At 58.2% G+C, this 22,048-nt stretch carries 21 protein-coding genes and 1 riboswitch; of the genes, 15 read left to right on the top strand and 6 right to left on the bottom strand.

Annotation, left to right across the window (positions count from 1 at the left end; genetic code table 11):
- Positions 1-6: 6 nt before the first annotated feature.
- Positions 7-921, bottom strand: coding sequence for a DMT family transporter (locus tag N438_RS02880; protein ID WP_116696064.1), 915 nt, complete (start codon positions 919-921; stop codon positions 7-9).
- A 203-nt stretch (positions 922-1,124) separates the two neighbouring features.
- Between N438_RS02880 and N438_RS02885 the strand changes: the two genes are divergently transcribed.
- Complete coding sequence (locus N438_RS02885; RefSeq protein WP_012968188.1) at positions 1,125-2,225, top strand: iron-containing redox enzyme family protein; 1,101 nt, start codon at positions 1,125-1,127, stop codon at positions 2,223-2,225.
- Here N438_RS02885 and N438_RS02890 read toward each other — a convergent pair.
- Positions 2,201-2,779, bottom strand: coding sequence for a TetR/AcrR family transcriptional regulator (locus N438_RS02890; protein WP_012968189.1), 579 nt, complete (start codon positions 2,777-2,779; stop codon positions 2,201-2,203). The genes N438_RS02885 and N438_RS02890 overlap by 25 nt on opposite strands.
- 337 nt (positions 2,780-3,116) lie before the next feature.
- On the opposite strand from N438_RS02890, the gene N438_RS02895 reads away from it, so the two are divergent.
- Both N438_RS02895 and N438_RS02900 read left to right on the top strand, forming a co-directional pair.
- Positions 3,117-3,305 carry a hypothetical protein gene (locus tag N438_RS02895; RefSeq protein ID WP_004891873.1) on the top strand — a complete coding sequence of 63 codons (189 nt, stop codon included), beginning with the start codon at positions 3,117-3,119 and terminating at the stop codon, positions 3,303-3,305.
- Between the two features lie 69 nt (positions 3,306-3,374).
- Positions 3,375-3,953, top strand: coding sequence for a GNAT family protein (locus tag N438_RS02900; protein ID WP_165790267.1), 579 nt, complete (start codon positions 3,375-3,377; stop codon positions 3,951-3,953).
- Between the two features lie 37 nt (positions 3,954-3,990).
- Here N438_RS02900 and oxlT read toward each other — a convergent pair whose 3' ends face one another.
- The gene (oxlT, locus tag N438_RS02905) at positions 3,991-5,289 is read right to left on the bottom strand and encodes an oxalate/formate MFS antiporter (RefSeq protein WP_023297642.1); all 1,299 of its coding nucleotides are present in this window, start codon (positions 5,287-5,289) and stop codon (positions 3,991-3,993) included.
- Between the two features lie 446 nt (positions 5,290-5,735).
- A riboswitch (guanidine-I (ykkC/yxkD leader) is annotated at positions 5,736-5,834 on the top strand.
- Between the two features lie 56 nt (positions 5,835-5,890).
- Here oxlT and N438_RS02910 point away from each other — a divergent pair.
- From N438_RS02910 to atzF, 7 genes are all read left to right on the top strand, one after another.
- Positions 5,891-6,949: a putative urea ABC transporter substrate-binding protein gene (locus N438_RS02910; protein ID WP_016161061.1), complete on the top strand. Its 1,059-nt coding sequence runs from the start codon at positions 5,891-5,893 to the stop codon at positions 6,947-6,949.
- A gap of 24 nt (positions 6,950-6,973) precedes the next feature.
- Complete coding sequence (locus N438_RS02915) at positions 6,974-7,789, top strand: ABC transporter permease (RefSeq protein WP_023297641.1); 816 nt, start codon at positions 6,974-6,976, stop codon at positions 7,787-7,789.
- Positions 7,786-8,562, top strand: a complete 777-nt coding sequence (locus tag N438_RS02920; RefSeq protein WP_012541697.1) for an ABC transporter ATP-binding protein — start codon at positions 7,786-7,788, stop codon at positions 8,560-8,562. The genes N438_RS02915 and N438_RS02920 overlap by 4 nt, the downstream gene beginning before the upstream one ends.
- Positions 8,563-8,566: 4 nt before the next feature.
- Positions 8,567-9,295, top strand: coding sequence for an urea amidolyase associated protein UAAP1 (locus tag N438_RS02925; protein WP_008804847.1), 729 nt, complete (start codon positions 8,567-8,569; stop codon positions 9,293-9,295).
- A gap of 10 nt (positions 9,296-9,305) precedes the next feature.
- Positions 9,306-9,941 (top strand): urea amidolyase associated protein UAAP2, encoded by a 636-nt coding sequence (locus N438_RS02930; RefSeq protein WP_008804848.1) that lies wholly within the window; start codon positions 9,306-9,308, stop codon positions 9,939-9,941.
- A gap of 166 nt (positions 9,942-10,107) precedes the next feature.
- A complete protein-coding gene (uca, locus tag N438_RS02935) occupies positions 10,108-13,713 on the top strand; it encodes an urea carboxylase (RefSeq protein ID WP_116696065.1) in 3,606 nt (1,201 codons plus the stop codon).
- Positions 13,710-15,506, top strand: coding sequence for an allophanate hydrolase (gene atzF, locus N438_RS02940; protein ID WP_047666580.1), 1,797 nt, complete (start codon positions 13,710-13,712; stop codon positions 15,504-15,506). Before uca ends, atzF begins: the two co-directional genes overlap by 4 nt.
- Positions 15,507-15,548: 42 nt before the next feature.
- Here the strand turns inward: atzF and N438_RS02945 are convergent, their stop codons facing one another.
- Positions 15,549-16,187, bottom strand: coding sequence for a hypothetical protein (locus N438_RS02945; RefSeq protein ID WP_032730404.1), 639 nt, complete (start codon positions 16,185-16,187; stop codon positions 15,549-15,551).
- Between the two features lie 124 nt (positions 16,188-16,311).
- Positions 16,312-16,977 carry an SDR family oxidoreductase gene (locus N438_RS02950; RefSeq protein WP_012968199.1) on the bottom strand — a complete coding sequence of 222 codons (666 nt, stop codon included), beginning with the start codon at positions 16,975-16,977 and terminating at the stop codon, positions 16,312-16,314.
- Between the two features lie 104 nt (positions 16,978-17,081).
- Here N438_RS02950 and N438_RS02955 point away from each other — a divergent pair, with 104 nt between their 5' ends.
- On the top strand, positions 17,082-18,002 hold the full coding sequence (locus N438_RS02955) for a LysR family transcriptional regulator (RefSeq protein ID WP_023322632.1): 921 nt from the start codon (positions 17,082-17,084) through the stop codon (positions 18,000-18,002).
- Between the two features lie 36 nt (positions 18,003-18,038).
- Here N438_RS02955 and N438_RS02960 read toward each other — a convergent pair whose 3' ends face one another.
- Entirely contained in the window at positions 18,039-19,091 is a 1,053-nt protein-coding gene (locus N438_RS02960; protein WP_032691394.1) for a LacI family DNA-binding transcriptional regulator, read from the bottom strand.
- 217 nt (positions 19,092-19,308) lie between these two features.
- On the opposite strand from N438_RS02960, the gene N438_RS02965 reads away from it, so the two are divergent.
- Genes N438_RS02965 through alsE form a run of 4 tightly spaced genes read left to right on the top strand, consistent with a single transcriptional unit; the run spans position 19,309 to position 22,021 of the window.
- Positions 19,309-19,746, top strand: coding sequence for a PTS sugar transporter subunit IIA (locus tag N438_RS02965; RefSeq protein ID WP_116696066.1), 438 nt, complete (start codon positions 19,309-19,311; stop codon positions 19,744-19,746).
- Positions 19,747-19,757: 11 nt separating this feature from the next.
- Complete coding sequence (locus N438_RS02970; RefSeq protein ID WP_012968203.1) at positions 19,758-20,024, top strand: PTS sugar transporter subunit IIB; 267 nt, start codon at positions 19,758-19,760, stop codon at positions 20,022-20,024.
- A 30-nt stretch (positions 20,025-20,054) separates the two neighbouring features.
- Positions 20,055-21,317 carry a PTS ascorbate transporter subunit IIC gene (locus N438_RS02975; protein ID WP_023322629.1) on the top strand — a complete coding sequence of 421 codons (1,263 nt, stop codon included), beginning with the start codon at positions 20,055-20,057 and terminating at the stop codon, positions 21,315-21,317.
- Between the two features lie 23 nt (positions 21,318-21,340).
- Positions 21,341-22,021 carry a D-allulose 6-phosphate 3-epimerase gene (alsE, locus tag N438_RS02980; protein WP_012968205.1) on the top strand — a complete coding sequence of 227 codons (681 nt, stop codon included), beginning with the start codon at positions 21,341-21,343 and terminating at the stop codon, positions 22,019-22,021.
- Positions 22,022-22,048 lie beyond the last annotated feature (27 nt).

A 22,048-nucleotide genomic window follows, 5' to 3' on the forward strand; every position in this document is an offset into this window, starting at 1 on the left:
CGTACGTTAGCCGCGCAGACGAATTGCCGCCGCCTGCCGTTTCTCCAGCGAGCAGATCCCAATCCCCACCATGATAAACAGGGCGCTGAACAGATGCCAGGCATGCGGCTGGGTATGCAGGAAGAGGATGCTCAACACCCCGCCGGAGAGCGGGATGATATGGGTGTAAATTTCTCCCCGGGTGGCGCCAATCGCGGCGATACCTTTGTTCCAGAACAGATAGGCCAGCCACGACGGGAAAATCACCAGATACGCCAGGCCGCTGAGGAAAAACGGCTCGCGCCAGGCGGCCCAGTCCTGCGCCGGGTGGCGCATCAGCCAGAAGATGACGATGGGCAGCAGGATCAGGGCGCCGAGTAGCGAGCTGACGGCGACAAAGCCATTCGCCGGGATCCGGCGGTCCTTCAGACGTAATAGCGAGCAGTAGAGCGCCCAGCTCAGCGCCGACCCCATGGCCCACAGATCGCCGACGGAAAAGGTATGCAGCGAGGTGGCATGCAGTGGGTTCCCCTGGAATAACAGGATCATCACGCCAAGGGTGCTGAAGATGACCCCCAGCCAGTTGCGGGCCGATACCGGGTCACGAAAAATCAGCCGGTTAATCAGCAGCACCATGCTTGGCGTGGCGGACATATAGATGGCGGCGTTGAGGGCGGAGGTGGTTTGCAGGCCAATATAGAGCGTGAGCGGGAAGCTGACCTGGCCACAGAGCGTTAGCACCAGCACCGCCGGCGCGTTTTCCCGCAGCAGGTGGCGGCTGGCGGCGATCTGCCGGCGGTAGAGCAGGCCCAGCAGCAGCGCCGTCAACGCCCATCGCGCTTCGGTCATCAGGATCGGATCCACGCCCTGAACCAGCGCGTGACCGACCACGTAATTTCCCCCCCAGAACAGGGCGGCCAGCGTCAGTAACAGATAGGGCATGCTGATTCCTTGCGTCGCTTATCACTGTACTAGATGGTAACTTTAATAATTTTATAATATCAATATTTTTATAGTGGTCTTTTGTTTTATTTATTAAAAGTAGTTATTTTACAATATGATATTTGTTATTCCTAAATTTTCGTTGCCGCGTTGCGAACGGTACTATACCGTATATTTGCCATGCATTTAACAGGGACAAATCCATGCGTAACACAGAAAATGGGGTCATTGGTAGTGACCAGACCGCGGTGATGGCCAGGCTGGCACTGGATGAGTTAATTGACCAGCTTCTGCACAGCAACGCGCTGTCGCTGAAGCTGACGGCCAACCCGCTGGTGGCCGACAGAGCCTGGCATCTGACTGAGAATACCTGCATCCGCGCCTTCTCCGCTGACGATCCACAGGCCAAAAAGCGCGCTCACCATGCGTTGTTCATCCTCTATCAGTCCTGGCTTGCCGACCCGCTCTCGCCAGCGGCAGCTAATCAGTTTCATCCGCTACTCTCCGGGATCAGAAACTACATTGAGTCTGAGTGGCTGCGGGCGGAAAGCAAACGTTTCCACCGCCAGAGACCGGTGCTTAACGCCGGCAATATCGTCGACGAACTGCGCGCCTTATGCCAGCAGCACCCGGCGTCTCATCATCCGCTGTTCGATTTCCTTGCCAGCGAGGCCTCCGCGGCGCAGATCGACTATTTCTTCAAAAGCGACAGCGCGCTGAATCTGCTGTTCTTCGATCTTGTGGCGATGGGGTTGGTGGGTTCGCTGCCGGAAACCCGCGCCGAGATTGCGCAAAATCTGTGGGATGAGATAGGTCAGGGCAGCACTGAGATCACCCACGTCAATCTGTATAAGGATTTACTGAAGCGGCGGAATATCGCGTTGCCGGACAATCATTTTGCCCATTTGTACGAGTGGCAGGGTCTGGCCGGGTATAACGCCTTTATGCTGGGCGGCGTAAACCGTCAGCATTATTACAAATCGCTGGGGGTCATGGCGATGACCGAGCTGCTCGACCCACCGCAGTATGAAAAACTGGTGGCGGGCTGCCGGCGGATTGGGCTTTCCGATCGCGACGTGCATTACTATGCCGAACATATCACCGTCGATATCGGTCATGCGGACGGCTGGCTGAACAATGTAATTGTGCCGATTGGCAAAAAACATCCGGCGGCGATGGAGGAGGTCTACTTTGGCGCCACGCTGCGCCTGCAAACCTGCAACGATTACTATGATTGCCTGCTGGCGGCCCTGCAGTCGCTGGACGGCAGCGCATTATCTCACAGCGTTCCGCCTTCTGAGTAAATAAGCGCTTTGGCTGCGCTCCAGGCGGTGATCCCCGGTGGGATCTCCCGGCATTCGACGGACTCGGCCTGCTGAGCGGCGATAGCGCCATCGATGAGCATCACCATCATCATGGCGACCCGCTCGGCAGGTTCCGGTTTTAACACCTGCAGGAGGATATCGCGGAAGAACTGCCAGAGAAGCGACTTGAATCGGGAGCACTGCTCCCGGATCGCCGGCGATGACGCGCCATATTCAAACAGCGCGCGGGTAAACATGCAGCCGTGGAACGTGTCGCAGGTAAACCAGCGATGGTAGTAGTCGAACACGGCAAACAGCTTTTCCCGCGCGGTGGCTTTATCCGCCGTGATCTGCGCCAAATCCTGCATAAATTCGCTCTCTTTCTGCTTGAGGATAGCCAGAATGAGCGCCTCTTTATCGGCGTAATAGCGGTAAAAGGTCATTTTGGAGATGCCGGCATGTTCAGCAATCCGCTCGATGCTGGGCGACTGATATCCTTCGCGATTAAACAGTGCGCTGGCGTGGCGGAGAATGTCCGCTTGTTTTGGCTTCATGCGTTTTCCTGTCGAATGTTCGCTGTCACGACTGCCGGTGACACGGCCGTCTTGCGACAGCGGTGCATTATGCCGGATCTTGCCGCCAGACGGGCAAAAAAGTAAATCAGCCGCGGTTTATGCGGCGTCGGTTCCCTCAATAAAACAAGATTGCGTAGACTTGCACAAGTCATGTCCTAATGTTTCCGAACCGGCGTATTATTCGGACCTTTATACACATAAGCTGTGAATGATGTACTTTCTGATAGCCATTATTTCTGAAGTCTGAGACGGTTACAGCAGGACAGGCATCGAATGAGGGTATTACAGACATCATTACCAGGATGATCCGATAACTATGATGAATTTTATTAAAAGATTGCTGCGAAGAATATTCAGGTCGTTAATTTCATATTATGGCCCAGCTGTATTGACCATCCTCTTCGCCGTGGCGCAAGGGCTCTTTTTTCCAAAGACGCCTCTCTGGCTTGTTCCCCTGTTTTTCGTATTTGTTATTGTAATGTTTTATCGGTTTGTGAAATTTTAATATCGAAATTTAACTTTATATTAAATTGACAAGGAAGTGCGATAGCTGGGTTGAGGCTAGCAGGTTAAGATGGCCCCGCGATTGCCTGTCTCATTAAGAAGAAGAGAAGAGATGATATTACCCCTGACCACGCCCCGGCTGCTGCTGCGCCGGTTCAGAACGGAAGATCTGCCGTCTTTCAGCCATTATCGCAATCTGCCGGAGGTGGCCCGCTTTCAGAGCTGGACCCACTACGGCATGACAGAGGCGACAGCCTTCTATGAACAACAGCATTCGCTGGCCTTTGCTGAGGATGAGAGCTGGTTCCAGCTTGCCGTAGAGATCCAGGCCAACGGTGCGCTGGCGGGAGATGTGGGGATCCACTTTTTCGATCAGGGCAGACAGGCCGAGCTGGGAATGACCTTTTCCCCGGCATATCAGCATCAGGGGTATGCCCGGGAAGCCATGCGGGCGGTGATGGCCTTACTCTTTGAACAGTTAGCCCATCACCGGCTGATGGCGGTGGTTGATACCCGCAATTCCGGCGCGATCAAACTCCTTGAAGGGCTGGGCTTTCGTCGCGAGGCGCATTACCGGCAGAATATCTTTTTTAAAGGCGAGTGGGGCGATGAGTACCTGTACGCGCTGCTGCGCAGCGAATATCAGTGAAGTGACGGGCGAGCCGTCACTTCTGTCAGCGCTGCAGTTAGCTGTGCTGGCGGATAAAGCGCGCGCGCCACGGTTTTAGCACCCACAGCGCGAGGGCGGCGGTGACAAAATCAAGGCCAATCGCGCAGCTGAAGACTACATGCCAGCCGTGGGTGTACTGATAGAGCAGTGCCGCCAGCGGGCCGCCGAAGATTGACCCGATGCCCTGAGAAATATACAGCCAGCCATAGTTGGTGGCGGCATGCTCGCTGCCGAACGTATCGGTGAGTGTCGACGGGAAGAGAGAGAAGATCTCCCCCCAGCCAAAGAACACCACCCCGGAGAGCAGGACAAACAGCAGCGGATCTTCCCGGCACGCCAGCCAGAGCATCATCGCCACGCCTTCCAGCGCAAAGGCGATAAACATGGTTTGCTCGCGGCCGAAGCGGTCGGAAATAAAGCCAAACAGCGGCCGGGTTAAGCCGTTAGTAAAGCGGTCTATCGTTAACGCCAGCGGCAGCGCCGCCATGCCAAACACCACCGCCTGGCTAATGCCGAAATCCTCGGCGAACACCGCCATCTGCGAAGTGACCATCAGCCCGGAAGTCGACATCATCGCCATCATGGCGAACATCAGCCAGAACAGCGGCTGGCGCAGCATTTCCCGGGAAGTAAACGATCTGCTGCTCTGCGCCACCGTCTGACTGACGGGCTGGGAGACAGCGGGCGGCGGCAGCTTCAGCCCCTGACTGGCGAGGAAGCCGACGAGGGCGAAAAGGATCCCGAAAGTCGTCATCGTGTGTTCAAGGCCGTTAGTGGTCAGCGACAGGGAGATGGGGAAGGTAGTTATGATGGCCCCCATCCCGTAGCCCGCCGCCACCGAGCCGGCGGCAAATCCCCGCTGCTGTGGGAACCATTTGACCATCAGGCCGACAACGCCGATGTAGACGATCCCGGTCCCGAGGCCGCCCATGCAGCCATAAACCAGCCAGAGCGTTGCCAGGCCATTCACCTGCGCGGAAAGCACCCAGCTCATTCCCGCCATCACCGTGCCAATAGCGATCAGCCGCCGTGGGCCAAATTTTTCCACTAATCGCCCCTGAAAAGGGGAAAAGAAGGTCTGCAGGATGATCAGCAGGGAGAAGGTGACCTGCAACTCTGGCAAACCCACGCCCAGTTTGGCGGCCAGGGGTTTTGTCAACAGCGTCCAGACATATTGCGGACTGGAAATGGCGGCCATACAGATCAAACCCAGCACCAGCTGGCGCCATTTGCCATATTTCGGGGTAACCAACGGTTCACTGAGTGTCGTCATGTTGTTCTCCGTTTTCAGTAAGCAGGCTTCCGTGAAACGCATCCACCCTGGATGCCTCACGGAAAGGGGAAGGTGGCGACCGCAGAGTGACGACGTGTTGTGGCCATACGGCATACGATCTTGTCCACATCGCGGTATACAAGCGCACAGCATTAAACGTGCCATATAAAATAATCATTTATATTCAGTAGGTTAATGTAATCAGGTGGTAACTGACGGGATGCGACATGGTGAAGGAGCGGCACTGAGGCGGTGCAAATGGGTCATCGCGGTGCGTGGGAAACGTTCGTGGCAAATCCACAGAATGTCGGCGCATGCGCTCTGCGTTTTCCTGCACCAAAGCCATGCAATGCCCCAACATCACTCCCCATTTTTGGGAATGGATGCGTCCGCTGGCGGCGAAACGCGGCTGTGAGCGGCCTCTGGCTCCTGGCATGGTGCTTGCAAGAACATCGGCAGAAAGCAGCGCAACAGACAATTCAGATCACACAATAGCTGGCTAGGGTTCCGGTTCACCGCGGTGAACGTCTGGTCCGAGAGCTGGCGACCTCGGCGAGGTTACACGGCGGGATAAAAGCCCGGGAGACAGCAGCACCGTTGGGTGTCGCGCTGCTCCGTTTCTCGTGCTAACCAGAGGTCCACCATGAAAACATCGCCGCTCCTCCGCTCACTTGTCCTGTCGCTGACGCTGCTGACCAGCGTCCCGTCGTTTGCCGCCGTCAAAAAAGAGTTCAACGTCTGCTGGACCATCTACGCCGGCTGGATGCCCTGGGGAACCATCAGTAACGAAAAGATCATTGATAAATGGGCCAGCAAATACGGCATCAAGATCAATATCGTCCAGCTCAACGATTACATCGAATCCATCAACCAGTACACCGCCGGGCAGTTTGACGGCTGCACGATGACCAACATGGACGCGTTGACGATCCCGGCGGCGGGCGGTGTCGACAGCACAGCGCTGATCACCGGCAGCTACTCCGACGGTAACGACGGGGTGGTCCTGAAAGGGGCGGATAAAAAGCTCAGCGACCTGAAAGGGATGTCGGTGTATCTCCCGGAGCTGTCGGTATCCCACTATCTGCTGGTGCGCGGCCTGGAAAAAGCCGGGCTGCAGGAAAAAGACGTCAAGGTGGTGAATACCTCGGATGCCGATATCGTCTCGGCCTTCGGCACCAGCGGCGTGCGGGCGGCGGTGGCCTGGAATCCACAGCTGTCGGTTATCAAAAAGACCCCACAAACCAGCGAAGTGTTTAGCTCCTCACAGGTGCCGGGCGAGCTTATCGACATGATGGTGGTGAATACCCAGACCCTGAAAGATAACCCCGCGCTGGGCAAAGCCCTGACCGGCGCCTGGTTTGAAATGATGGCCAAAATGAAGGCCGGGGATAGCCAGGCGTTGAGCGCCATGGCCGCCGACTCCGGCACCGATCTTGCCGGCTACCAGGCACAGCTGAAAACAACCCATCTGTTCTGGACACCTGGCGACACCCTGGCGTTTATCTCCTCGCCGGATCTGGCGAAAACGATGCAGCGAGTGGCGCAGTTCTCGTTCGATAAAGGCCTGCTGGGTGAAGGGGCGCAGAGCGCGGACTTTATCGGCATGACCTTCCCGGGAAATGTCACCCTCGGCGATGCCGCCAACCGCAAACTGCGCTTTGACGACAGCTACCTGAAGCTGGCCGCCGCGGGCCAGCTGTAATGATTATCGCCGGGAGACCACGCCATGCGCCACATTAACCGTTATCCCCAAAAGGGGATGCGCCTGACGCTGATGCTGCTGCCTTTTGTCGTGCTGATCGCCGCCTGGTTTATTGGTTCAGCGGTGCGGCTGGAAGCCAATCCGCAGGACAAATTGTTACCAGGCCTGTCGCAGATGGTGGCAGCCATTGACCGGATGGCGTTCACCCCGGACAAACGCAGCGGTGAGTATCTGCTGTGGGCCGATACGCTGATCAGCCTGAGCCGTCTGTTGACGGGCCTGGCCGTCTCGTCGCTGATCGGCCTCGGTATCGGCATCGCCGCCGGCGTCTTCCCGATGTACCGCGCGGCGCTGTCGCCGCTGTTGACGGTGGTGTCAATGATCCCGCCGCTGGCGATCCTGCCGGTGCTGTTTATCGTCTTCGGCCTCGATGAGCTGTCGAAAGTGATGCTGATCGTCATCGGCATTACGCCAATGCTGGCGCGCGACCTGGAGCAGCGGGCGAAGGAGATCCCAGCGGAGCTGTTTATTAAGGCGCAGACCCTCGGCGCCAATAGCTGGACCCTGGTGCTGCGGGTGGTGCTTCCCCAGCTGCTGTCGCGGCTGATCACCTCTCTGCGCCTGCTGCTGGGCTCAGCATGGCTGTTCTTGATCTCCGCCGAGGCCATCTCCGCTACCGCCGGACTGGGGTACCGCATTTTCCTGGTGCGGCGCTATATGGCGATGGACGTGATTATTCCCTATGTCATCTGGATCACCTTGCTGGCATGGCTGATGGATCTGGCGCTGCGCCAGCTGCACAAAGCCTGTTTCCCGTGGGCGGAAGGAGGCCGGGGATGAGTTTTATCGACATCAAAAACATCTGGCAGGAGTACGGCGATCACGTGGTGCTGGAGCGCATCAATCTGCAGGTGAAAGAGGGCGAGTTTTGCTCGATGGTCGGCGCGTCCGGTTGTGGTAAATCGACCTTTTTACGCCTGCTGCTCGGTCAGGAAAAACCGACCCGTGGTGACATCCTGCTCGATGGCCAGCCGCTGGCGGCGGAGCCGGATCGCAGCCGCGGCGTGGTCTTCCAGCGCTATTCGGTGTTTCCGCATCTCAACGTGCTGGATAACGTCGCCATCGGCCTGGAGCTGCCGGCGTCCCCGCTGCTGGGGCGCCTGTTTGGCGGCAGAAAACGCGAGGCCCGGCAACAGGCCCAGCACATGCTGGAGAAAGTGGGGCTGGGGCACGCTCTGGATAAATATCCGGCGCAGTTGTCCGGGGGGATGCAACAGCGGCTGGCCATCGCCCAGGCGTTCGTGATGCAGCCGCGGGTGCTGCTGCTCGATGAGCCCTTCGGCGCGTTGGATCCCGGCATTCGCAAAGATATGCATGCGCTGCTGCTCCAGCTGTGGAGCGAAACGCGCATGACGGTGTTTATGGTCACCCACGATCTGGCCGAAGGTTTCAACCTGGGCACCCGGCTGCTGGTGTTCGACAAAGTGCGCATCGATCCGCAGGCGCCTAACGCCTGGGGAGCGCGCATTACCTACGATATCCCGCTCAATGAGGCGCGGATGGCGCAGCTGGCCACCGGTAGCGACACCAACGTTTACGCATTAAGGAGATAAATTGATGACCGTACTTTTTCACGCCACTCCCAGCCTGCGCGAAGAGCGGCTTCCCGGCGGGGCGCATACCTCGCTGATTTTGCGCAAAGGGCAGATCCTGCGCCTGACTGATATCGACGGCGGGGCGAACGTCAGCATGATGATGCTCAACCCCCATGAGAAAAGTGAGCGCCTGAACCTGCCGGATACCCTCAAGGGCCAGCATACCGCGCGCCTGACCGCCGGACACTGTTTCTACTCCGATATGGGCCGGGTGCTGGCCGGGATCGTCGCCGACAGCTGCGGCTGGCACGATCCGTTCGGCGGGGTCCTTAACGCCGAAGAGACACACGACAAATATGGCGCCGGACGCTACCAGGAATTACGTAATGGCTTCTACCGCAACGGCGTCGATAACCTGCTGGTGGAGATGGGCAAATGGGATCTCGGCCTGGAAGATCTGCTGATGGTGGTCAACTTCTTCAGCAAAGTCACCGTCGATGACGAGGGCCGTTTCCAGTTTGTTGCCGGCAACAGTCGCGCCGGGGATTACGTTGAGCTGTTTGCCCCGATGGACGTCCTGCTGGTGCTCACCGCGCTGCCGCATCCCCAGGATCCGGCCACAGAATATGCGCCCCGTCCGGTGCAGTTGAGCTGGTATCAGGCCGACGATGAGGACGCGGCCATCCAGGCGCTCCTGACTCGCGATGAGAATCAGCGCGCGTTCCGTAATACCCAACTTTTTGCCCTGTAAGGAGGCGTTCATGACCGTTATCACCAGTAACCGACGCCCGGAAGAGGCCGTCTATCGCCATGTGATCCCGGCCGGGGAACCCTGGCTGTTTGAGGTTAAAAAAGGGCAAACCTTGCGCCTGCTTGATCTCGAAGGCAATCAGGCGATTGATACCCTGTTTTACAACGCCGACAACCCGCGCGAGCGCTACGATGCGCAGCGCACGCTGCGTCGCCAGGGGAACGCCTACCTGACCGCCGGCAGCGTGCTCTATTCCAACCTCGGCCATCCGCTGATGACCATCGTGGCCGATACCTGCGGGCGGCACGATACCCTCGGCGGCGCTTGCGCCCAGGAGAGCAACACCGTGCGCTACGCCCTCGACAAGCGCTATATGCACAGCTGCCGGGACAATTTTCTCTGCGCCTGTCTGCACGATGGCCGCCTGCATAAGCGCGATATCGGCGCTAACATTAACTTCTTTATGAACGTGCCGGTGACGCCGGAGGGCGGTCTGACCTTTGCGGACGGCATCTCGGCGGCAGGAAAATACGTTGAACTGCGCGCGGAGTGTAACGCCATGGTGCTGATCTCCAACTGTCCGCAGCTCAACAATCCCTGCAATGGCTGGAACCCGACCCCCGCCGAGGTGCTGGTATGGAACTGACCCGCTGGCAGCGCTGGCGTTTGCTGGCCTTTCGGCTGTTCGCCGTTCGCGCCGACCGCCTGAATCACACGCCGACGCGCCACGTTTAAGCGCCGGTTCCCCCGGGGACGACCTCAGGGAAAGACGAATTGTTGCGGGACGACCCGCTACGCTGTGAGTTCCGCTTATGTTTGATACCTTACTGATTGCCAACCGCGGGGCGATAGCCTGCCGCATTTTACGTACCCTGCGCGCCATGCAGGTGAAGGGGGTTGCCGTTTACGCCGAAGCCGACCTGAGCAGTCTGCACGTCCGCGAAGCGGATGAAGCGCTCAGCCTTGGCGAGGGCCCGGCAGCGCAAACTTATCTGGTGGTAGAGAAGATCATTGCCGCCGCGCTGCAGAGCGGCGCCCGCGCCATCCATCCCGGCTACGGCTTTCTGTCGGAAAACGCCGCCTTCGCCGAAGCCTGTGAGGCGGCGGGACTGGCGTTTGTTGGCCCGACCCCGCAACAGCTGCGTACCTTCGGCCTGAAACATACCGCTCGCGCGCTTGCGAAGGCGGAGGGCGTGCCGCTGCTGGAGGGCAGTGAACTGCTGGCCGACAGCGAGGAAGCCTGCCAGGCGGCTGAGGCGGTGGGCTACCCGGTGATGCTCAAGAGCACGGCGGGCGGCGGGGGGATTGGCATGCGCGTCTGCCGCGACGCCCGCGAACTGAGCGAGGCCTTTGCCACGGTGCAGCGGCTGGGGCAAAACAACTTCAGCGATGCCGGGGTGTTTCTCGAAAAATATATCGAACGCGCCCGTCACCTGGAGGTGCAGATCTTCGGCGACGGTGAGGGGGAGGTTATCGCCCTCGGCGTGCGCGACTGCTCGCTGCAGCGGCGTAACCAGAAAGTGATTGAAGAGACCCCGGCGCCGAATTTGCCGGATGGGATGGCGCAGGCGCTGTGTAGCGCGGCCATTGCTCTCGGGAAAGCGGTGAACTACCGTAGCGCCGGCACGGTGGAGTTTGTCTACGACAGTGCGGCGCAGCGCTTCTATTTCCTTGAGGTCAATACCCGTCTGCAGGTGGAGCACGGCGTCACAGAGCAGGTGTGGGGCGTGGATCTGGTGCGCTGGATGATCGCCCTGGCCGCAGGGGATTTACCGCCGCTGAGCGAGCTGGCCGCCGGGCTACAGCCCCGGGGCCATGCCATTCAGGCGCGAATTTACGCCGAAGATCCTGGCCGCCAGTTTCAGCCTTCGCCTGGACTGTTAACCGACGTCTGGTTTCCGCCGGCGGACGGCGCCACGCTGCGCATCGACCGCTGGGTGGAAGCCGGCTGTGTAGTGCCGCCGTTTTTCGACCCGCTGCTGGCGAAAGCTATCGTCTGGCGCCCCAGCCGCGATGAGGCTATCGCCGGCCTGGCGCAGGCTCTGGCGGAGACCCGCCTGTATGGCGTCGAAACCAACCGCTTATACCTGCAGCAGATCCTCGGCTTTGCGCCGTTTACCGCCGGAGAACCCTGGACCCGCTGCCTGGATCAGTTGCGCTACCGGTCCGATACCGTGGAGGTTCTGAGCGCCGGCACCCAGACCAGCGTCCAGGACTATCCGGGACGTCTGGGGTACTGGGCGGTGGGCGTCCCGCCCTCGGGCCCGATGGATGACCGGGCGCTGCGCCTGGGCAACCGTCTGCTGGGCAATGCCGAGGGCGACGCCGCGCTGGAGATCACCCTTAGCGGACCCACCCTGAAATTTAATACCGCCGTACAGGCGGTGGTCTGCGGCGCGCCGCTCGCCGTCACGCTCGATGGCGCCGGGCAGGACATGAACTGCGTATTCACTATTCCGGCGGGGGCGACCCTCAGGCTGGGGGCAATAAACGGACCAGGCGTCAGAAGCTATCTCTGCCTGCGCGGCGGTATTCAGGTACCGGATTATTTGGGCAGTAAAAGCACCTTTACCCTCGGCCAGTTTGGCGGCCACGGCGGACGGGCGCTACGCGCTGGCGACGTGCTGCATCTTGCGCCTTTGGTTGAGACAGGGGAAGGCGAGGCGCTTCCCGCAGGGCTGCGCACCGCGCTGACGGACGTCCGTACGCTGCGGGTGATTTATGGTCCCCACGGCGCGCCGGAGTTCTTTGCCCCGGCGTATATGGCGACCTTTTTTGCCACCGACTGGGAAGTGCATTTTAACTCCAGCCGCACCGGCGTGCGCCTGATCGGGCCTAAGCCGGTCTGGACCCGTGACAGCGGCGGCGAAGCCGGGCTGCATCCCTCGAATATTCATGACAACCCCTATGCCGTGGGGGCCGTGGATTTTACCGGCGATATGCCGGTGATCCTCGGGCCGGATGGCCCAAGCCTCGGAGGCTTCGTCTGTCCGGTCACGGTTATCGAAGCCGATCTCTGGCAACTGGGCCAGCTTAAGGCGGGGGATAAAGTGCGCTTTGTGGCGGTGGACGTCCCCACCGCCCGGCGGCTGGCGGCAGGTCGTCGCGCGGAGCTGGCGACCCTGCAGGCGCAGGACGTTGCCTGGCAGCCTGTGCCGCTCACCTCGCCGGTGGTGATGACCTGCGGTGACGCCGACAAACGCCTGGTGGCGCGCCTCTCCGGTGATACCCATCTGCTGCTGGAGGCCGGTGAGGCGGAGCTGGATCTGGTGCTGCGCTTTCGCATCCATGCCCTGATGCAGGCCCTTGAAGGGCAAGCCCGGGAAGGGATCATCGATATCACGCCTGGGATCCGCTCGCTGCAGCTGCATTTCCAGCCGGAAACGCTGGCGCTGGAGACCCTGCTGGCGTGGGTCAGCGGGGAGTGGGCCACGGTCTGCATGAGCGATGATCTGCAGGTTCCAACGCGGGTCGTGCATCTCCCGCTCTCCTGGGACGATCCGGCCTGCCGCAAGGCGATCGACAAATATATGACCACCGTCCGCCCGGACGCCCCGTGGTGCCCAAGCAACCTCGAGTTTATTCGCCGGATAAACGATCTGCCGGATGAGCAGGCCGTATGGAACACAGTGTTTGACGCCAGCTATCTGGTGATGGGCCTCGGCGATGTCTATCTCGGCGCGCCGGTGGCCACGCCCCTTGATCCGCGCCATCGGCTGGTCACCACCAAGTACAACCCGGCGCGAACCTGGACGGCGGAAAACTCGGTGGGCATCGGCGGGGCGTATCTGTGCGTCTACGGCATGGAAGGCCCGGGCGGCTATCAGTTTGTCGGCCGCACTCTGCAGATGTGGAATCGCTATCACGAGGTGGCCGATTTTGCCGGCAAGCCGTGGCTGCTGCGCTTTTTCGATCAGCTGCGTTTCTATCCGGTTTCGGCCGATGAACTGCTGGAGATTCGCCGCGATTTCCCGCTCGGTCGCTATCCGCTGCGCATCGAACACAGCACGCTGCGGCTGGCGGAATACCAGCAATTTCTCGCTCGCGAGGCGCAGAGCATTGACGCGTTTCGCGACCATCAGCAGCGGGCGTTTAACGCCGAACGCGATCGCTGGATCGCCAGCGGCCAGGCCCATTTCGACAGTCAGGAGAGCGCCGCAGAAGAAGCGGGCGATGCGCCGCTGCAACCGGGCGAGCAGGGGGTGGAAAGCCCGGTATCCGGTAATTTGTGGCAGGTACAGACCGAGGCCGGTCGTCTGGTGCGCGCCGGTGATGTGCTGGTGGTGCTTGAGTCGATGAAAATGGAGATCCCGCTGCTGGCGCCGTGCGATGGCAGGGTTCAGCAGGTCAATGTGCAGCCAGGCAGCGCGGTGCGTGCCGGGCAACGGGTGGCAGTGATTATTGAGGAGAAGGCATGATGCAGCAGACGTTTGATTTACGCCTGGCGACCCTGGCGGCGAACTATCGTAACGGCAACACCACGCCGCGGGCGCTGTTGGCGGCGATCCGCCAGCGGGCGGAAACGCTGAATCCCGAATTTAATCTGTTTATCCATCTCCTGAGCGAAGCGGAGCAGGCGCCGTTTCTCGCGGCGCTGGAAGGCCATTCGCCAGAGACGCTTCCGCTGTACGGCGTGCCGTTCGCGATCAAAGACAATATTGACCTTGCGGAGATCGTCACGACCGCTGCCTGCCCGGCGTTTGCATATCGGCCGACGCAAAGCGCGACCATTGTCGCGCAGCTGATTGCGCTGGGAGCCGTGCCGGTGGGCAAAACCAATCTCGACCAGTTTGCCACCGGCCTGAACGGAACCCGTTCGCCGTACGGACGTTGCCGCAACGCGTACCACCCGGCTTACCCCTCCGGTGGCTCCAGCGCCGGCTCCGCGCTGGCGGTAGCCCTGGGTGTCGCCAGCTTCGCGCTGGGGACCGACACCGCCGGCAGCGGTCGCGTTCCGGCCGGGCTGAATAACCTGGTGGGGCTGAAAGCGACGAAAGGGGTGATCTCCACCGCCGGGGTCGTCCCTGCCTGTCGCACGCTGGACTGTGTGACCTTTTTCAGCGCTACCGCCGACGAGGCCAGCCAACTGCTGGCGCTGGTTGCCCGGACCGATCCGCAGGATAGCTACAGCCGCCGCAATCCCCAGTGGAACAGCCGGCAGGCCTTTGGCAGGCCGTCCGCCGGGTTTCGCTTTGGCGTTCCGCAGACGCTGAACTTCCTCGGTTGCCGCGCCAGCGAAGCGCTGTTCGCCCAGGCCGTGCAGCGGCTGACGGCGCTCGGCGGCGTGCCGGTAGCGATCGATTTCGCGCCATTTCTGGCCGCCGCCCGCCTGCTGTATGACGGACCGTGGGTTGCTGAACGCTATGCGGTGGCCGGGCCGCTGATTGAGCAGCAGCCGGATGCCGTGCTGCCGGTGATTCGCGACGTGCTGGCGAAAGCGCCTGCTATCGACGCGACGGCGACCTTTAAGGCGATGTATCAGCTGCAGGGGTATAAAGCGCAGTGCGATGCCATCCTTGATACGCTGGACTGCGTGCTGACGCCAACCTTTCCGCGCCCGGTGACGCTCGACGAGCTGGCGGCGGAGCCGATCGCCCGCAACGCCGATCTGGGCTACTACACCAACTTTATGAACCTGCTGGACTATGCGGCGGTGAGTGTGCCGTGCGGGTTTATGCCTGACGGATTGCCCTCCGGCGTCACGCTGTTTGGCCGGGCGTTTACCGATCAGTATTTGCTGAGCCTGGCCGACGCCTTCCAGCGCGCGGAGCGGCTGCCGCTGGCAGGCGGCGCGCGGCTGGAGAGCCCGCCGCCTGCGCATTCCGCAGGCCATGACCGGATGGCACTGGCGGTATGCGGTGCGCATCTGGCCGGTCTGCCCTTAAACGGTCAATTGCTGGCGCGGGGCGGTCGGTTGCTGCAGGCGACCCACAGCGCGCCACGCTATCGTTTGTACGCGCTCGCGGATGGCAAGCGCCCGGCGATGGTGCGTGACGAGCGCGACGGCGCGGCGATAGCGGTGGAAGTCTGGGAGATACCCAGCGCCGAGGTGGGGTCGCTGCTGGCCGCTATTCCCGCGCCGCTGGGGCTGGGACAGGTTGAGCTGGCCGACGGCCGATGGGTGACGGGCTTTATTTGCGAAGCCGCCGGGCTGGGGGAGGCCACGGAAATCACTGCCTGGGGCGGCTGGCGTCAGTGGCTTACCAGGTAAACGGAACATCCTCTGCGGTAGCTCCGCAGAGGGAACCCTCGCTTATAACGGGCTGTTCTCATCGAGCAGGGTGACGCTCCAGACGCGGGCGTGCGTGTCATCGATGCGATAGTAGCTTTTCACGCTTGCCGTACCGCCGATGGCGTAGCCCACCAGAGCGACAATGTTGAGCTGATGCCCTTGCTTATCGGTAAACGCATAATACTCATCCAGCACATAACCGCTGGCGCTGGCCGCTGATTCCAGACGATCGTCCCTGGCTTTCAGGTCCGGGGTATAGTCGGCGATGGTTTTCCCCACATAGTTTTTGGCGACGTCCTGGTTTTCGTCATCGCTGACGATAAACGCCGCGCTGGCAGGAAAGTGCTGAACCACCTCAGCCAGGGTTGGTTTCGGCGCAGCAGAGGGGAATAACGTATGATCGATGGTGTAGGCCTGTAGCCAGCAGGAGAATAACGCCGCTTCCGCCGCACGGCCATCCGGGTCGGAAAGCCCGGGCAGCGCATCGACGGTCTCTCCCGCTTTACGCAGCGCAATGAAATCGGCACAGGAAGAGACCCGTGCCTGATTCTGATCGCTCAACACCAGCGTCAGGGGAGACTGGTTAATCTCAAGCTCGCCCGCCGCCAGCACCGGCGTGCTCAACAATAACGTCACCGCCATACCGATAAAATATTTCATCACATAGCCTCCATGAATATCGTCGTATCCTGATCCGAGGTGACAGGGAAAGCAAGCGATGGATGATGTCTTTTCCACACGTCCGGGCGATGGCTCCCGGACGCCAGGCGACGGCCGGGGAAGGTTACTGATGGTGTGGGACGGGATAAAACGCTTCCGCTGTCCATTGCGCGGATGGCTGGCGGTATTGCTGCCAGAACAGATCGGCAATCTCCCGGGCTTCGGCGGAACCCGGCGTGACGTAGGCCCCCACCGTCACGATGGAAAGATGAATATTTTGCGCTTTCAATACCGGAAAAAGGCCATGCGTCAGGTTAAGCAGCCCGGCTTTGCCGACGCTCAGCGTCAGATACTCCGGGTGGGGCTGAGTGGCAAACATCCCGCCAGTCAGCAGGATCGCGCCTTCTCCACGCGCGGCCATCCGCGGAGAGACCGCTTTGATGGCGGCATATACCGCGCCAATATTGGTGGTGAGATCCTGAATGAAGCCTGCCACCGACTGGGTCTCCAGATTACCGTCATGCATGGCCGCGGCGTTGAAATGCAGCACATCCACACCGCCGGTTTCCACCTCTACCTCACGAATGAGTTCCGCGATACTGGTGATATCGCTGGCGTCCGCCACGCGGCCTTCCGCGGCAAATCCTGCCGCTCTCAGCTGGTCGGCCTGTGCCGCCACATTGCTTTTACTGCGAGAGGACAGCACCACCCGGAATCCCTCACCGGCAAACCGTGAGGCCGTCGCCATTCCCATCCCAGGACCGGACCCAATACTCAAAAACGTTTTCATAGGCTGCTCTCACTGTAGGTTGAAGAGCCGCTATGTTAATAGACCAACAGATCGCTGATAATTAGCCTTATTTGCAAATGATTAATGTGCAGGGTGCAGGAATCATGTTCGATGATTTTGATGAGCTGATGGCGTTTGTCTGTGTGGCTGAGGCAGGGAGTTTTATCGGGGCCAGCCTCAGGCTGGACCGGGATGCATCGGTGATTTCCCGCCGGGTCAGCCACCTTGAGAAAAAACTGGGCGTCCGGTTGCTGGTGCGTACCACCCGTAGCGTAACGCTGACTGAAGCCGGAACCTGGTTTTTGCAGCGCGCCCGCACGGCGCTGGATGAGCTCAGCGCCGCCAGCCGGGAAGTCGGGGACTTTGCTGCCACCCCGCAGGGAACGTTACGGGTCTCGCTGCCGGTGACCTTTGGCCGGGAGCTGATTGCTCCGATGTTTCCTGATTTCCTGCAGGCGTATCCGGATATTCGCCTTGATGCCCATTTTCTCGATCGACGAGTCGATATTGTCGCGGAGGGGTTTGATGCGGTGATCCGCCTGGGAAACCTGCGGGACAGTACCTTAACCGGGCGCGAGCTGGGGGCATTTCGCAGCCAGTTGATTGCTTCGCCGGCCTATCTGCAACGCTACGGTGAACCGACTCATCCTGAGCAACTGGCAGCCCATTGGTGCCTCGGCTTTACCCACCATCCGGACTGGCCCTACTGGATCCTCGAGAATGGTCGGGAGCATATTCAGGTGACGCCAGCTGGCCCCCTCACCACCAATATCAGTGAAGCGCTGCTGACGGCGGTCATCCGCGCAACCGGGATCGCACTGCTGCCGGGATGGATGGTTAATCAGGCGGTGCAGTGCGGGGAACTGGTCCGCGTGCTGCCCGACTGGCGCAGCGCGGCGCGGGTTAGCGTTTATGCCCTGATGCCGCCCGGCACGCTGGTTCCCGCCAAGACCCGAGTATTTATCGACGCGGTATGCCAGCAGCTGGCGTCATCCCCGCTGTGGCAGGACGAGTTGAAGCGATAAACGGGGGGTGCCGATAGAGCAGGCCACGGATGGCGGTTATACCGCGGTACTGGCCCGGACTTTGAGTACTGACGGAATTTCAATAAACTTTTCACAAGGTTTATCGTTGAGCAGGTCGAGAAGCGCTTTCCCGGCCTTCACCCCAATGTCATGCCAGTGAAATTCAACGGTTGTCAGGGCAGGGGAACAGACTGTCGATAATACCCCGCCGCCTAAACTCGCAATGGCTACGGTATTGGGCACTTTGATCCCGGCGCTGTGGCAGGCCATCATGCATCCACACGCCATTTCATCCGATGTGCAAATTAGCGCATCCAGATCGCCCCAGGTGATCATCATATCCTTGAAAATATTCACCCCTGTGGCAATGGTGGAAGGCAAATGAGTGGTCACTACCCGATGCGGAGAACGGTTAAGGGCCAGCATCGCCGTATTCCAGCCGCTCAGGAGCTGGCGAAACATTGTATTGTTGGCCGGGGTACACAGTAACGCGATATTTTTTAATGAGGCGTCCGCCAGGTGGGTCACGATCTGTTTCACAGCCTTACCGTAATCCACACCGATGCACATGCCAACAGACTGCGTATTTAACGCGCCAATTTCCAGGATAGGCACATCTACGTTGGCCAGCAGCTGGGTACAGCTCTCAATGGTGTCGATATTAAACTGAATAATCGCTGCCGGGTTATAGGCGAGCATTTTTTCAAACGTTTTTTGTTCGCTTTGGCCGTCATGACCGGATTCCATAAACATCATGGTATAGCCGCGTTCAGTCAGGATCTTTTGTAACGCCTCCGACACCGGCAAAAAACCTGGCGAAGAGAAGGTGGGGACGACGGCCAGAATGAGATCGGAATGGACCGACGCCAGATTACGCGCCTGGAGATTGGGGACATAGCCGAGTTGGCTTACTGCCGCATCAATACGGTCGCGAAGGTCAGGGTTGACTTTTTCAGGCATTCTCAGCGCACGCGAGACGGTCATGGCGCTCACGCCGACAAACTCAGCCACTTCGGTCAGGGTTATCTTCCCAGTTCCCTTACGACGTTTTTCTTTCGGGCTATTGTCTGCGTCTAGACTCTTCACCAGGATCACCAACCGTTTGAAAAATAAAAAGTAACAAAAGTAAATCGTTGATACACATTATAACTTACCACAGCGAGGGGGAAAGCACATTATAACCAGTGTTAGCGGTAACTCATTTTTTAACATTTTTGCTTGTTAGCGCTAACTTTGGGAGGTGTATCACAGTTGCATTTTATTTAGCTGTTTATAGTTCAGCACATGGGACCCCTCGGGAGTGCATATGATTAGAGACTGGTTAACCCCGGATAAAATTAATGTCATTAACTCAATAGATAACTGGAAAAATGCCGTTCGACTCTCAGCAGAACCTTTGCTGGCGCAGGGGTATATGGCAGAGCACTATATTGAGGCGATTTTGAAAATCCATGAAGAACTTGGGCCTTATTATCTATTAGCCCCGGGATTAGCAATGCCCCATGCCCGCCCTGAACAAGGTGCATTGAGGAATGGATTATCGCTCCTTCATATTAAAGAGGGCATATCATTTGGCTCAACGGAGAACGACCCGGTATACGTGATTATTATGCTATGCGCTCGTTCCGGGAATGAACATATCACGATGATCGGTGAACTGGCAGAACTCTTTAGCGATCAGCAAAAGCTAGAACGATTGTTAAAAGCCGATGATATTAAGGCAATTCAGGCTGTTATTGACTGAAGGAAAAGAGAATGAAAAAAGTACTCATCGTCTGCGGCAATGGTTTAGGCAGCAGCTTTATCGTTGAAATGAATGTCAAAAAAATTCTTGCCGAAATGAATAAAGAGGCTGAAGTCGCGCATACCGACCTGACGTCAGCGAAAAGCGAAACGGCGGACCTTATTCTGAGCGCCAACGATATTGCCGAACATTTAGTTGGTCATTCCGCAAAGGTTGTTGGATTAAGTAATTTACTCGACAACAATAAAATCAAAGAGATTTTAGCAGAACACATTTAAGCAACGGCTTTCTGAACCGTGGAGTTTAATATGCTTCATTTCCTTATTTATGATGTGTTAGGGACACCGGCAATTCTGGTTGGATTGTTTTCTCTGATCGGTCTGCTGTTGCAAAAAAAAGGAATTTCAGATGTTATTTCAGGAACACTGAAAACCATCATGGGCTTTGTTATTTTAACGGCAGGCGCCGGTATCATTGCCTATACATTAACCATTTTTAGCCAGCTGTTTGAACATTCATTTCATATTCAGGGGGTGGTCCCTAACACCGACGCGATGGCCGCGCTGGCGCAGAAGAATTATGGCACGGAAACCGCCACAATCATGGTGTTGGGCATGTTGATCAATATCGCCCTGGCGCGTCTGACGCCATTAAAGTACATCTTTTTAACGGGCCACCACACGCTCTATATGGCAGCGATGCTGGCGGTGATCTTGTCAGTCGGGGGATTGTCGGGGGGGTGGGTGGTGGCCATCGGGGCGGTGATTCTCGGCGCGATGATGGTGATCTCTCCGGCGATCTTGCAGCCGTTTACCCGTAAAATTACCAATACCGACGATCTGGCTCTCGGCCATTTTGGCTCTATTGGTTATCTGCTTTCCGCGCTGGTGGGCAAAGTCGTCGGGAAAGGTAGCCCCTCGATTGAAGAAATTAAAGTGCCTAAGTCACTCAATTTTCTTCGCGACTCGTCGGTGGCCATCTCTCTCACTATGATGATTCTGTTCCTGGTGTTGGTGGTCGTCGCGGGCAAAACCTTTGTCGAGGAGACACTGAGTGCCGGTCAGAATTTTATTATCTTCGCCATTATTCAGTCCCTCACTTTTGCTGCGGGGGTTTATATCATCCTCGCCGGTGTGCGGATGGTGATTGCCGAAATTGTGCCAGCGTTTAAAGGTATTGCAGACAAATTAGTGAAAGATGCGAAGCCGGCGCTCGACTGCCCGACGGTGTTTCCCTTTGCTCCCAATGCCGTCATCGTCGGGTTTCTCGCAAGCTTTGTCGCGGGCCTGGTCAGCATGTTTCTCTGCCCGCTGTTCGGTTTGAGCGTCATCGTCCCGGGGCTGGTTCCTCATTTCTTCTGCGGGGCAACGGCTGGCGTTTACGGCAATATCACTGGCGGACGTCGCGGGGCAGTGGTGGGGGCATTTGCCCACGGCCTGCTCATTTCGTTCCTGCCGGCCATCCTTTTGCCAATGATGGGAGACATGGGCCTGAGTTCTACAACCTTTGGCGATGCAGACTTTGGCGTTGTCGGCATCGTTCTGGGGCACATTATCGCAATGTTTAACTAACTGTTTATTATCGGAGATGGTTTATGAGCGCGAAATTTTCACCCTCACTGATGTGCATGGATTTAACGCAGTTCAAAGAACAGATCACGGCAATGAATAAAAAAGCGGATTTTTATCACGTTGATATAATGGATGGTAATTACGTCCGCAATATCACACTGTCTCCCTTTTTTATTGAGAACCTGAAAAAAATCACTACCGTTCCCATCGATGTCCATCTGATGGTGAACCATCCGGAAGATATTATTCCCATGTGTCTCGAGGCCGGCGCCGATATCATTAGCTTTCATCCCGAGACGGCGAATAACAAAATTTTCCGCCTGCTGAATCAGATCAAGGATGCAGGCAAGCAATGCGGGGTGGTGTTGAACCCGGCGACACCGGCTGAAAGTATTGCTGAATATGCGCACCTGTTGGATAAAGTGACGGTCATGTCAGTTGATCCGGGCTATGCCGGACAAAAGTTTATTCCTGAATCGCTGAACAAGATAAGAAAGCTCATCAGTATGCGCAAAAATAATGGCTATCACTATCTGACAGAAATTGATGGCTCCTGCAATGCAAAAACGTTTGGCCAGATTGCCGAATCCGGTGTGGATGTCTTTATCGTAGGGACATCGGGTCTGTTTTCTCTACATGAGGATGTCAGCCAGGCATGGGACAGAATGATCGAGATTTTCCAGCGTGAAACCGTCGCTGCCTAATTAATTTTTTTACGAACCACAGCATAT

Source organism: Klebsiella sp. GL120222-02, assembly GCF_003097195.1.
GTDB classification, from domain to species: Bacteria; Pseudomonadota; Gammaproteobacteria; order Enterobacterales; family Enterobacteriaceae; genus Klebsiella; species Klebsiella variicola.